The organism is Megasphaera hutchinsoni (assembly GCF_001553405.1).
In the GTDB taxonomy this organism is placed as follows: Bacteria; Bacillota; Negativicutes; order Veillonellales; family Megasphaeraceae; genus Megasphaera; species Megasphaera hutchinsoni.
The window spans coordinates 1-13256 of sequence record NZ_KQ960927.1 but is presented as its reverse complement, the minus strand read 5'-3'; the positions used below and the strand labels follow the sequence as shown (position 1 = coordinate 13256).

Here is a 13256-nt window from a genome sequence, read left to right as displayed (position 1 = left end):
TCTTCTTTTTTATGCCTACGGATATACCTAAAAAACTATTTCTGCATATACTCAAAAAAGTTCCCCTCAGTTATCTGCCAAAGGGAACTTTTTATCATTACTATTTTATTTTCCTGCTAACGTACGATAAATTTCATATTTTTCTTTCGCATATTCCTCTGCTTTTACGAACAGCTCTTCCGCTAGTTCCGGGAATGTTCTCGTCAACGCAGCATACCGCGTTTCACCCATTAAGTACTCGCGGAAGGAGGCCTTTGGTTCTTTCGAATCAAGAATGAACGGATTTTTACCTTCTTTGCGTAACAATGGATTATACCGATATAAGTGCCAATAACCACAATCAACCGCTCGTTTCATTTCGTCTTGTGCATGTCCCATACCACAACTCAAGCCATGATTAATACAAGGTGCATAAGCGATAATAACAGATGGTCCATTATATGCTTCCGCTTCCTTAATCGCTTTAATCATTTGATTAGGATCAGCACCTAAGGCAATTTGAGCGATATACACATGCCCATATGTCATCAATAAGCGACCTAAATCTTTTTTATTAAATTTTCGCCCAGATGAAGCAAATTGTGCTACGGCACCAACTGGCGTAGCCTTCGATGATTGACCGCCTGTATTAGAATATACTTCTGTATCAACAATCATGATATTCAAATTAACATCCATCGCCATAACGTGATCTAAGCCACCATACCCGATATCATACGCCCAGCCGTCACCACCATACATCCAAATCGTCTTTTTAATAATATGTTCCTTATGTGTGCATAAATATTGTCGTAATGTTTCTGCTTCGCCTTCAAGCTCAGCTCCTTGCAAAGCCCGCACATACGCACGACTTACGGGTTCTGTAATTTCCCCTTCATTTTCAACTCCTAACGAAGCTAACCAAGCAACGGCTGCATCATGAAGCTCGCCCGTAGTTAATTCGACCAATCGTTCCGTCTTTAAACGCAAATCATCTCGCTGTTGATCCATAGATAAGGCCATGCCCAACGCAAATTCCGCATTATCTTCAAATACTGAATTAGACCAAGCCGGACCGCACCCTTCATGATTTGTCGTATAAGGAATACTTGGCATAGCCGATCCCCAAGCTTGTGTACATCCAGTTGCATTCGCCACTAACATACGATGACCAAATAACTGCGTCAAAATTTTCATATACGCCGTTTCAGTACAACCAGCACAAGCGCCCGAGAATTCTAAGAGAGGTTTATTAAACTGACTTCCCTTAATGGAGAATTTATCCAACCCTGTATTTTTCGGAGCTAATGTTTGAGCAAATTGCCAATTTTCATCTTCGTGACGTTGTGTTTCCAACGGACGCATCACTAACGCTTTTTCTTTAGCAGGGCATACGTTTGCACACGTATCACAACTATAACAATCTAACGGCGATACTTGTATACGAAATTCATAAAGACCCATATCTTTACCAGTTGCTTTTTTGGTAACAAACGCTTCTGGTGCGGCCGCCTTTTCTTCAGCATCTACTAAATACGGTCTAATGCAAGCATGCGGGCATACTAATGCACAACGATTACATTGAATACAATTTTCTGGAATCCATTCTGGTACCGTTGATGCAATACCACGTTTTTCATATTGAGTCGTCCCCAACGGATACGATCCATCTACATACGGTACAAATTCACTAACAGGAATGGAATCCCCTTTTTGTGCATTAGCCGGATCAACAATCTTTTTAATAAAATCCGGTACATTTCGTTCTACTACTGGTGCTGAATCTGTTGCTGTTGCCCATGATTCAGGAATTTCTACTTTTACTAATCCCGTAATGCCACGATCTACAGCTGCCTGATTCATCTCAATAACCTTTTCGCCTTTTAGTAAATAGGTTTTAGCAATCGCCTCTTTCATATACTGTACCGCATCTTCAATAGGTAAGATTCGAGAAAGTGCAAAGAATGCCGATTGAAGCACCATATTGAATCGATTACTACCTAAGCCAATCTCTTTAGCAATAGCGGAAGCATCAATAATATAAAAATTCAATTTTTTCTTCGCCATTTCCCGCTTTACCGCTGCAGGAATATGCGTTTCCAGTTCTTCTTTGCTCCAACGGCAATTTAATAAAAATGTGCCTCCATCCCGAATTTCTCCTACGATATCATACGTTTGCATATAGGCTTCTTTATGACATGCCAAGAAATCTGCTTGTTTGATATAATACGTAGCTCGAATTGGTTTTTGGCCAAAACGTAAATGCGATTTCGTAACTCCACCAGATTTTTTCGTATCATATTCAAAATACGCCTGTACAAACATATCCGTATGATCACCAATGATCTTAATTGAGTTTTTATTAGCCCCTACGGTTCCGTCCGAGCCAAAACCCCAGAATTTACAATTTACCGTACCTTGTGTATCCACTGCTAATGGTAAATCTTGTATAGATAAATGAGTAACATCATCTAAAATGCCAACGGTGAAATGTTTTTTCGGTTCTTTTTCCCACATATTATTAAATACAGCATGAATAGATGCAGGAGGTACATCTTTAGAAGATAATCCATAACGGCATGCATATACAGGAATACGTTTACCCGTATGTTCAATTGCTGCACAAATATCGCAATATAAGGGTTCACCTAAAGAACCCGGTTCTTTCGTGCGATCCATAACGGTAATTGCTTTTACCGTATCAGGCAATGCAGTTAAGAAATGTTCCAACGAGAAAGGTCGGAATAAACGAACTTGGACAAAGCCCGTTTTATGCCCTTGTGCATTTAACGCATCAATCGTTTCTTGAATAGCACCTGAGGCTGACCCCATCGCTACAACCACGTGTTCCGCATCAGGTGCACCATAGTAATCAAATAATTTATACGTTCTCCCTGTCAATAGCCCAATCTTATCCATGTATTCTTGTACTATTGCCGGTAATCTATCATACCATAAGTTATTTGCTTCCCGTGCTTGGAAAAACATGTCTGGATTAGTAACAGTACTACGCATAACTGGATGTTCTGGATTTAAGCCTTGATGCTTAAATGCATATAATGCTTCTTGATCTACTAAATTCAATAATTCCGTATCTTCTAATAATTGAATTTTTTGAATTTCATGAGATGTTCTGAATCCATCAAAAAAGTGCATAAATGGTACATGCCCTTTAATCGCCGCTAAATGAGTAACCGCAGCTAAATCGGCACATTCTTGCACACTGGAACTACAGACCATAGCAAAGCCCGTATTACGACAGCCCATAACGTCAGAATGATCGCCAAAAATCGACATCGTATGAGAGCCAACCGTACGTGCTGCAACATGCATAACAACTGGTTTCAACTGACCCGAAAGACGATGCATAACAGGAATCATCAACATCAACCCTTGCGATGCCGTAAAAGTAGAACATAAGCTCCCCGTTTCTGCTGCACCATGTACCGCACCAATTGCACCTGCTTCAGATTGCATTTCAACTAATTTTACGGTTTGCCCAAAAATATTTTTTCTTCCCTTGGCTGACCAAACATCTACATGTTCTGCCATCGGCGATGAAGGTGTAATAGGATAAATCGTCGCCACTTCCGTAAACGCATACGCTACATGAGCCGCTGCTTCATTCCCATCCATCGTTTTCATAATTTGCTTAGCCATAAAAAACTCCTTTCGTACAAATATACCAAAATAACAAAGTTATACGTTTAACTTAAGTATAAAGTTACGATGGATAAAAGTAAAGCATATATATTATGCTTTTTAGGAATTTGTCTTCTCATTATATCCATACAATGCAATTCCCAAAAAAGGTCATGGCGAAAGGAATAAAAGCATAATATACAGCTGCTTTTCTCATCTTAAACAGAAGATATTTATCCTTATCGTCTTCCTGATATTAAACAAAAAAAAACACGGTATCTCAAATGAGCGTACCGTTCAATAGAAAATCAATAAGTCCCATTCACTATACCGTGTTTTTTATTTTTTTTATTAAGGTAATGCTATTTCGCTATATAACTACATTACCCTTTTTATCCCAACAAGCCATGCCTTTTCATGTTACTGTTGTACTTGGTATCATCTGTATTTTCTTACTCTTCTTGTTGCAGCGTTGTACCCGAATGAACGGAATGAAGACGCGTTTCTCTCTTTTTAATAAATGAGAAATAAGCTTTCGTTTCCAAAACAACAACACTACTTAACCCCAATAAGGCAATCAAGTTTGGAATAGCCATAAGTCCATTGACAATATCGGCTAATATCCAAATAACATCCAATTTTAAAAATGTTCCACATGCAACGAGGATAATAAAGATAATACGGTAAGGTAAAATGCCTTTAATCCCTACGAGATATTCAATGCACCGTTCACCATAATAATTCCATCCTAAAATAGTAGTAAAGGCAAATAGCACTAATCCCACACAAAGGATTAAGCTCCCCCACATCGGATAGGCCATTTCAAAAACAGCATTTGTCATCGCCGCACCATTCAAATCGCCTGCCCATGCACCACTAACTACCAACACTAATCCCGTCAACGTACAAATAATAATCGTATCAATGAATGTTCCCGTCATCGAAATCAATCCTTGTTCAGCTGGCCATTTTGTCTTAGCTGCAGCTGCTACAATAGGTGCACTCCCTAACCCTGATTCATTAGAGAAAACACCACGAGCAACCCCATTTTGCATAGCTACCAATACACTGGCACCTAAAAATCCGCCCATAGCTGCTGTCGGATGAAAAGCGGAGTAGATAATTTCCAAACACGCCGCAGGGATGCGATCATACGACATAATCAAAAATCCTACTGTAGCCAGCACATATATAATAGCCATAGCCGGTACAATTTTAGATGCGGTCCTTGCAATCGATTGTAATCCACCAATCGTAACAATAGCAACAATAGCCGTCAAAACAACACCCGTATATAAAACGGGAATATTCGCACTCAAACGCGTTATTTCTACGATAGAATTTACTTGTGCAAACGTACCAATACCAAAGAATGCTACCAATACACCACAAAATGCAAATATATTGGCTAATGGTTTATATTTTTTTCCCAATCCCATTTCAATATAATGCATTGGACCTCCTGCAATATCGCCATTTTTATCAACGCGGCGATACTTTACAGCTAAACATCCTTCCGCATATTTCGTAGCCATCCCCACAAACGCAGCAATCCACATCCAAAAAATAGCTCCCGGTCCACCTGCATGCACTGCCGTCGCTACCCCAACAATATTTCCCGTTCCTACCGTAGCAGCCAAGGCTGTACACAAGGCTTTAAAACTATCAATATCTCCTCTACCTTTATTTTTTGCAAGAAAAATTAAAGACAACGCACGTGGCAAATGAATAATCTGTAACAATTTCAATCGAATAGTAAGCAATACCCCCGTCCCAATCAACAGCACTAACAATGGTGGTCCCCAAATAAAACTATCCAATCCCTTCAACACGTCTACCATATAGCATGACTCCCTTACATATAAAATAAAAAAATCTATCATCAGCATAGCTCTGAAGATAGATCAAAAAACAACATACCAATATAAACATTCGGTCATGCTATCCTCTGTCCTTTTGCCTGAGAGATTGGAATTTTTATTCCTTGCACCTTCGGCGCCCATACGGGACTCTCCAGAGTTGTGTCCATACCCGGTCCTGTTTATAAAACGCCTGAGAGTTTAACTCCTTCGGCAGGCAATTGCCTTCTCCCGTGTACTTCATCCACACATATGTGATTATGTATGTATTATAATGTAATAAATTATAAATTGCAAGTCTTTTTTTGTAATTCTTCTTTTATGGTTAAAAATGAACCCGTTGCCATTTGTTGCCACTGTAATGGCGTCAACGAAATAAATCCACTCCGTATCATATCAATATCAGTTCCAACCATCGCAGTTTGTAAATCCGCTTCACCTTCAATGATATAGTATCTACTATTATCCTGATCTTTTTTTTCTAAAATCACATTATCATATAATTGAACTGCTTGCGTAGCTAAGCGAATTCGATCCCATGAAATTTCCCCTTTGCTGGGAATATTTATATTCAAAATGCCTGGAAATTTACCTCCGATAATTAATCGTTGAATCACTTCATGTAGTACAGAAATTACCTTTGTACCTCGCGTTTCGTCCCATTTTTCCATCGACACCGCTATCGCGGGCACTTGATAATAAGGGCCTTCCATGGCAGCCGAAACCGTTCCTGAATAAAGAACATCGCTCCCTAAATTAAATCCATCATTAATCCCTGAGATAATCAGTTGTGGGCGCTGATGCACCAAAAATTTTTCCATTGCCAATTTCACGCAATCTACAGGAGTTCCAGAAACAGCAATATCTCCTTGCCCCCATTGCCGGCAATACAATGGTTTACCTATTGTCATCGCATGAGAAGAAGCACTGCGTTGTCCATTCGGTGCCACTACCGAAATCTGATAACCATATTGCTGTAACTGTATTTTTAACTGTTGCAAGCCTGGTGCCCGCACGCCATCATCATTAGTTATGAGAATGTGCATATATGCTTCTCCTTATTTATTTTTTTTGCGCAATAATGTCGCACTGTCATACGTAACAGCTCGTGTATGCAACGTATGACTCCACTTCATTTTATGACGATCTTTAAAGCCTAAAAAAGTAATCGGGATCCATGTATACATAAAAATCGGATACACAATTAAATATAACCACGACTTTATACGCACTTTAATACGCAATAATACAATAAATGGAATCAAATACTGAATAACACCAATAACAGACCACATTTGTAAGGGTACAATTTGATATAAAATATTCGTATAAAAGGCGTAATACCCGTTTGCATAAGACAATATCGCATAAATAGTCGACATCATCATAAAAAACGGCTGCGATAACGTTAAAATACCATCTAACATACGAATATTCCCCGTGCGAATCCCTTTTCCAAAAAGACGAGGAATGAAACGACATGCACAATCACATTGCCCCTGTGCCCACCGCTTACGTTGATGCCAAGATTGCTTCAATGTAAGTGCCTTTTCATCGTAAATAATCGCATCATGAGCCCAACAAGTTCGCACACCTTCCAACAAAATTTTCATAGAAAATTCCATGTCTTCCGTTAAACAGTCACACCCCCAACCATAAGCCCGGACAATATCTGTAGCGATACACATACCTGTACCACCTAATGCTGTCGATAAGCCGATGTTGTATTTTGCCAGATGCCACATGTGATTAATTAACCAAAAAGCAATCGAAAAAGTACCAGCAATCCAAGTATCGGTAGGATTTTTTGAATCCATATATCCTTGAATTACCTTTTCTCCATGACATAAATGATTATTCATTTCACGTAAAAATTCGGGATGAACTAAGTTATCCGCATCAAATACAACAAATGCATCATACTGTTTTTCTTGTGCTAATAGAGCGGAAAACATCCAATCTAAAGCAAATCCTTTGCCGATTTGTTGTTCGTTCGTACGAGTATATACACACGCTCCATGTTGCCGGCATACTTCTGCCGTATTATCGTTACAATTATCTGCCACAACATAAATATCATACATATGGCGAGGATAATGCAGCGTATTTAAATTATCAAGTAATTCGCCCACTACTGCTGCTTCATTATGTGCACAAATAACTGCCGCAAAAGTATGTGTAGGTGGCATCATACGCTGTTCCGTTCGCTTAAACAAACCAAATAGCGCTAATATAAAATAATACAAAGTAAAAATTACAATGATCACCTGAACGGGTATCATCATGATATCCAACACATGTTCCATGCTATTTACTCCTAAAAATTGCTACTTTGTGCTGATGCAATTGATAGCTGTGTTTACTAAACCAAAAATGATATAAAGAAAAAAGGGCATAATAAAAACTAAATGCCAATCCACGCCTACTAGGATAACTATACCGATAAACACAGCAACAATCAATGCAGCTACATGTAATGTATCGGGACTTTTGCCTTTAAAATCCGGATTATGTACATTGCTTACTAAATGATAGCCTAATAAAATGACCAAAACGGCAATTAACACTGGCGATAACTGTACACCAGAAATAGCATACATGGCAATAATCCCACCACCGTTAGGTATAGGCATCCCTTGAAAATATCCATGCACTACCCCTGTATTCAAATTAAACCGAGCTAGTCGGATTCCCCCCAACGCTGCATATATGATAGGTGGAATCACACCCCACCAGCCTAATTGCTGTAATGAATAACCATAAATCAAAAATGCTGCTGCTGCACCAAAAGAAACCACATCCGAAAGAGAATCTAATTCTTTACCAAACTCTCCTGCTACACCTAACGCTCTTGCTGCACGACCATCACAGGCATCGCAAAACATGGCAATCAAAATACAAATCCCCGCCCATGTATAGGCACCATGTAAAGTCATAATCATACTAAGTAAACCAAATGCAAGATTTCCTGACGTAAATAAACACGGAATTACTTTTTTCATGATATAAACCTCCCAATAACGGTTTCACCCCCGCGCAATTTATCTCCGATTTGAACTAAAATGTCTACATCTTCGTCCACATAAATTTCTGCACAAGACCCCAATTTAATCATGCCATATAACTGACCATGATCTAACCTATCTCCCAACGATACCCACGATACAATACGCCGTGCCAAAATTCCCGCAATCAGTGTAACCAAGATACGATGGGTGCCTTTGTTTATACCAATAGAGTATCGTTCATTCTCATAACCCACCCCTTCTTTATAAGCAGGCTTAAAACGACCACACGTATATTGTTGAAAATCAATAGTCCCTGCCAACGGTGCTCGATTAACATGAACATTAAACACCGACAAAAAAACAACTATTTTTCGACACTTTTTAAAAAAATACGAATCTTCTTGTACCCATTCAATAGCCATAACTGTACCATCTGCCGGCGAAACTAATTCATTGGCAGCCGCCGTGATAGTACGTGCAGGGTTTCTAAAAAAATAGAGTAAATACACCCCTAGTAAAAAGGGAATAACTGCTACATAAAGAGATATAAAATATCCTCCTAATATAGCAAGGATAAACACTATACCGATAATACCATATCCATCTGGAATAATATACGGTTTCTTCAAAAAATCACCTCATTTATTCCGTTGTTGCTTTTTAACTGCTATCACAAAATTAGGCAGTGATAGCATTCGTTTAAATCGTGTTGGCTCTTTATACAGCCGATATAACCACTCTAAACGATTTTGTTGCATCCAGTGCGGTGCTCTTTTTGCTTTTCCTGCCAATACATCAAACGTACCACCTACACCCATACACACACAATTTTCCAATTGACTCAAATGCTCCTGTATCCAAATTTCTTGTTTCGGTACTCCTAACGCCACAAATACTAATTTTGCTTTTTTCCGTTTTATCTCCTCTATGATTTTTTTCTCTTCCGCCGAGGTAAAAAATCCCGAATGGGTCCCCACAACAAAGGCGGCTCCAAACTTATTTTCTACATTACTAGCCACTTGTCGGGCAATACCTTCGGCACTTCCTAACAAATAAACAGGCGTTTGGCGTGCAGCCGCCTCTGCCAGCAACATACACGCCAAATCAACTCCTGTTACACGTTCCTTAAATTGCTTACCTTGCTGTTCCGCCGCCCAAAGTACACCGGCCCCATCAGGAACAACTAAATCAGCATGCTGTAAAATGGTGGCTAGCACTTCGTTCTGCTGTGCTTGCATCACCATCTCAGCATTTGCCGTTGCAATCATCGCTGACTTTCCTTTTTCAAGCTGCTGAAACACCCATTGACAAGCTTCTGTCCTTGAGACATTAGCAATAGGAATTGATAAAATATGAATCTTACTAATCACGGCAACCTCCGTCTTTTAGTTCATACTATAATTCGGTGCTTCTTTGGTAATATTAATATCGTGCGGATGACTCTCTTTCAAACCAGCACTTGTAATTTGAATAAATTGTGTTTTATCAATCATTTCTGTAATCGTATGACAACCGCAATATCCCATAGACGCCTTCAAGCCACCAACCATTTGAAATATCGTATCAGCCGCCGGTCCTTTATAAGGTACACGTCCTTCAATACCTTCTGGCACTAATTTTTTAGAATCTTCTTGGAAATAACGATCCTTACTACCTTTTTCCATAGCAGCTAATGATCCCATACCTCTATATTCTTTATAGCTACGCCCTTGATAAATAACTGTTTCCCCAGGACTTTCTTCTGTTCCTGCCAATAAATTACCCATCATAACGACATTTGCACCAGCCGCTATCGCTTTTGCCATATCTCCAGAATATTTAATACCACCATCGGCAATGATAGGAATACCATACCGTTGTGCCACCTTAGCACATTCATAAACCGCTGTAATTTGGGGCACACCAATACCAGCAATAATACGCGTCGTACAAATAGATCCTGGTCCAATCCCTACTTTTATTGCATCTACACCACATTCAATTAACGCTTCCGTAGCCGCTCCAGTCGCCACATTACCCGCAATAACAGGGACATGCGGATAAGCTTTTTTAATTTCTTTTAATGTTTTTAACACACCCATCGAATGTCCATGTGCGGTATCAATAACCACTACATCTACTTTTGCACTAACCAAGGCATCTAACCGATCAATCATGTCATGCGTAACACCTACCGCCGCTGCTACTCGTAATCTACCATTAGAATCTTTTGCAGAATTGGGATATTTATGTGCTTTTTCAATATCTTTAATCGTGATTAACCCTTTTAAATTTCCTTCTCCATCCACTAATGGCAATTTTTCAATACGATGATAACGTAAAATATCTTTTGCTTCTGCTAAAGATGTTCCTACGGGAGCTGTTACTAATTTTTCTGAAGTCATAATATCGCCTATACGTCGATTCATATCTTCTTCAAAGCGCATATCACGATTCGTAATAATGCCCACTAATTTTCCTTCCACCGTAATGGGTACACCAGAAATACGATATTTTCCCATTAATTCATTAGCATCCGCTAAGAGATTATCTGGATTTAAAAAAATAGGATCAATAATAATTCCATGCTCCGAACGTTTCACTTTATCTACTTCACGTGCTTGGGCTGCAATAGACATGTTTTTATGAATAACACCAATGCCGCCTTCACGAGCAATCGCAATAGCCATTGGAGCTTCCGTCACTGTATCCATACCAGAACTCATAATAGGGATATTTAATTTAATGTCCTTTGTCAAATTAGTAGATACATCCACCTCTGTTGGTAATACATCCGACTTAGCAGGCACCAACAATACATCATCAAAAGTTAATCCTCTCATACCAAATTTATCAGATCTCATTCTCTGCACCTCTATACCTAAAATTAACCAAAGTGGGAATATTCCCTTAAAATAGCTTATTTTTTATTATAGACGAAATCACCCGTTCTGTACACCAAAAATATAAATAATTTTGTACCCAAATTATATATACAAAAAAAGGAGACACCAATTGTGTCTCCCTTATCATTAAAAAATCTTATTCAGCTGAAATAGCTCCTGTAGGACAAACAGATTCGCAAGCACCGCAATCAATGCAAGCATCACCAATTACATATTTGCTATCGCCTTCTTCAATAGCTCCCGTAGGACAGGTAGCAGCACAAGAACCACACATTACACATTCATCAGAAATAACATGCATGTTATTCACCTCCAAATACATATTAACTCAAGAAATAGGCTTTCTTGAACGTTCTCATTATTGCATGAAAGTAAAAAAAAGTCAACCTATCAAACATTTAGCATAACCATGCTATTTTACTATGTTTGCAGGCTTTTTAATGGTGGTTTTCAAAAAAAATATTATTTTTGTTCTTTTTTATTGCAATATTCCATATAATTCGCATAATATAGACCTATGAAAAAATAGAATTCATCTTTTTTATTATGATAATTGATTATCATTTTAAATTAATAGAAATGACTAACAATGTACATGCTTATCACAAAAAAGACCAGCTCTAAGCTGGTCTTTTTTGTGTATCGGGATGATACATGCTGGAAACAAAAAGACATCTTAGGGGGGAGAACTCATATAGAGGAATGAGTTGATATGCTTTTTGTTTCCCATGATAATTTTATTATCAAAAATATAATACCATGATAATGTTACAATTTTATTAAGATTCGATAAAATAATTCTAAATTTTTTCAAGTCTGTTTTCTGTATATTTTATCATTTTTCATCTTTTCTATATGTTTATTCCGTATTAATAAATTTATATAAATCATTTATTTTTTGTAATTAAATTCCTTATAATATATAAAGAATTCAATTTTTATATTATTGTTGTCGTTATTTTTTAATTAGGAGGATATTATGAAAAGCCAAAAATCATGTAAACGAAACATTTTATTAATTGAATTAGGTGCACAATTATCAAGTGGCATCAAAGCTGAACTAGAGCTAAATAATTATCACTGTGTCTGTTTAGACACGCGTAAAGAAGTTTCTGATTATATGTTAATCGGAAACTGTAACCTATTCATCATTGATATGCAGAAAAAAAGTATCAGCGAAATTGAATTTTGTAAAAAATTACGCTCCCACTATGAAGTACCCATAATAGTCATATCTCACGTAGATGATCTCAATATGAAATTAGAAGCATTTAGTGCTGGTGCTAACGACTACCTTATTAAGCCCTTTAGTATAAAAGAATTGGTAGCTCGTATTCGAAGTCTATTTATGCTATTAGATGGTCTTCTCTCTGACGACGCAACTATCCGTGTAAATAACCTTGAAATTAATCCCATTACAAAATTAGTGTTCTTTAAAAACCAAATCGTCCCTTTGACCAAAACTGAATTCAACCTATTATATTATTTCATCCGACATCCAAATCGCATCCTATCCCGCGAACAAATATTAGCAAGCCTTTGGCATTGTGCTGAAGACACAACCTCAAATATTATTGATGTCTACATAGGCAATATTCGAAAAAAATTAACCAGAATCGATAATTTTGACAATTTAAAAACAATACGTGGATTGGGCTATATTTTTATAACACAGTAAATAGAAAAAAGAGATATCTCTAAAAGATATCTCTTTTTTTTTATTCTATTATGCGTTTATGTAATCTTTATTTTTTCATTTATTCATCATAATTTATATTATATACATTATATTTGCTAACTATCGTCACATTTTTATCTCAAAAAAATCGCTCTTACTATATTGAAAATGTAAAAAAAAGAGTACCGATATATCGGTACTCTTT

General features: G+C 37.7%; 10 protein-coding genes and 1 riboswitch. Of the genes, 1 reads left to right on the top strand and 9 read right to left on the bottom strand.

Going from position 1 to position 13256, the window contains the following annotated elements:
* Nucleotides 1–105: 105 nt before the first annotated feature.
* From nifJ to HMPREF3182_RS00865, 9 genes are all read right to left on the bottom strand, one after another.
* Nucleotides 106–3639: a pyruvate:ferredoxin (flavodoxin) oxidoreductase gene (nifJ, locus tag HMPREF3182_RS00905; RefSeq protein WP_007392991.1), complete on the bottom strand. Its 3534-nt coding sequence runs from the start codon at nt 3637–3639 to the stop codon at nt 106–108.
* Nucleotides 3640–4073: 434 nt separating this feature from the next.
* Nucleotides 4074–5462, bottom strand: coding sequence for an alanine/glycine:cation symporter family protein (locus HMPREF3182_RS00900; protein ID WP_007392934.1), 1389 nt, complete (start codon nt 5460–5462; stop codon nt 4074–4076).
* Nucleotides 5463–5559: 97 nt separating this feature from the next.
* Nucleotides 5560–5648: riboswitch (glycine riboswitch) on the bottom strand.
* Between the two features lie 116 nt (nt 5649–5764).
* Nucleotides 5765–6526, bottom strand: coding sequence for a 5'/3'-nucleotidase SurE (surE, locus tag HMPREF3182_RS00895; protein ID WP_062484957.1), 762 nt, complete (start codon nt 6524–6526; stop codon nt 5765–5767).
* A 12-nt stretch (nt 6527–6538) separates the two neighbouring features.
* The gene (locus tag HMPREF3182_RS00890) at nt 6539–7786 is read right to left on the bottom strand and encodes a glycosyltransferase family 2 protein (RefSeq protein WP_007392938.1); all 1248 of its coding nucleotides are present in this window, start codon (nt 7784–7786) and stop codon (nt 6539–6541) included.
* A 21-nt stretch (nt 7787–7807) separates the two neighbouring features.
* Complete coding sequence (locus tag HMPREF3182_RS00885; protein ID WP_007392960.1) at nt 7808–8482, bottom strand: CDP-alcohol phosphatidyltransferase family protein; 675 nt, start codon at nt 8480–8482, stop codon at nt 7808–7810.
* Nucleotides 8479–9117 carry a phosphatidylserine decarboxylase gene (locus tag HMPREF3182_RS00880; protein WP_007392947.1) on the bottom strand — a complete coding sequence of 213 codons (639 nt, stop codon included), beginning with the start codon at nt 9115–9117 and terminating at the stop codon, nt 8479–8481. The genes HMPREF3182_RS00885 and HMPREF3182_RS00880 overlap by 4 nt, the downstream gene beginning before the upstream one ends.
* Nucleotides 9118–9126: 9 nt before the next feature.
* Complete coding sequence (locus HMPREF3182_RS00875; RefSeq protein WP_062484955.1) at nt 9127–9858, bottom strand: WecB/TagA/CpsF family glycosyltransferase; 732 nt, start codon at nt 9856–9858, stop codon at nt 9127–9129.
* Between the two features lie 15 nt (nt 9859–9873).
* Nucleotides 9874–11331, bottom strand: a complete 1458-nt coding sequence (gene guaB / locus HMPREF3182_RS00870; protein WP_007392982.1) for an IMP dehydrogenase — start codon at nt 11329–11331, stop codon at nt 9874–9876.
* Nucleotides 11332–11509: 178 nt separating this feature from the next.
* Nucleotides 11510–11674 carry a DUF362 domain-containing protein gene (locus HMPREF3182_RS00865; protein WP_007392986.1) on the bottom strand — a complete coding sequence of 55 codons (165 nt, stop codon included), beginning with the start codon at nt 11672–11674 and terminating at the stop codon, nt 11510–11512.
* A gap of 678 nt (nt 11675–12352) precedes the next feature.
* Between HMPREF3182_RS00865 and HMPREF3182_RS00860 the strand changes: the two genes are divergently transcribed.
* Nucleotides 12353–13051, top strand: coding sequence for a response regulator transcription factor (locus tag HMPREF3182_RS00860; protein WP_062484953.1), 699 nt, complete (start codon nt 12353–12355; stop codon nt 13049–13051).
* Nucleotides 13052–13256 lie beyond the last annotated feature (205 nt).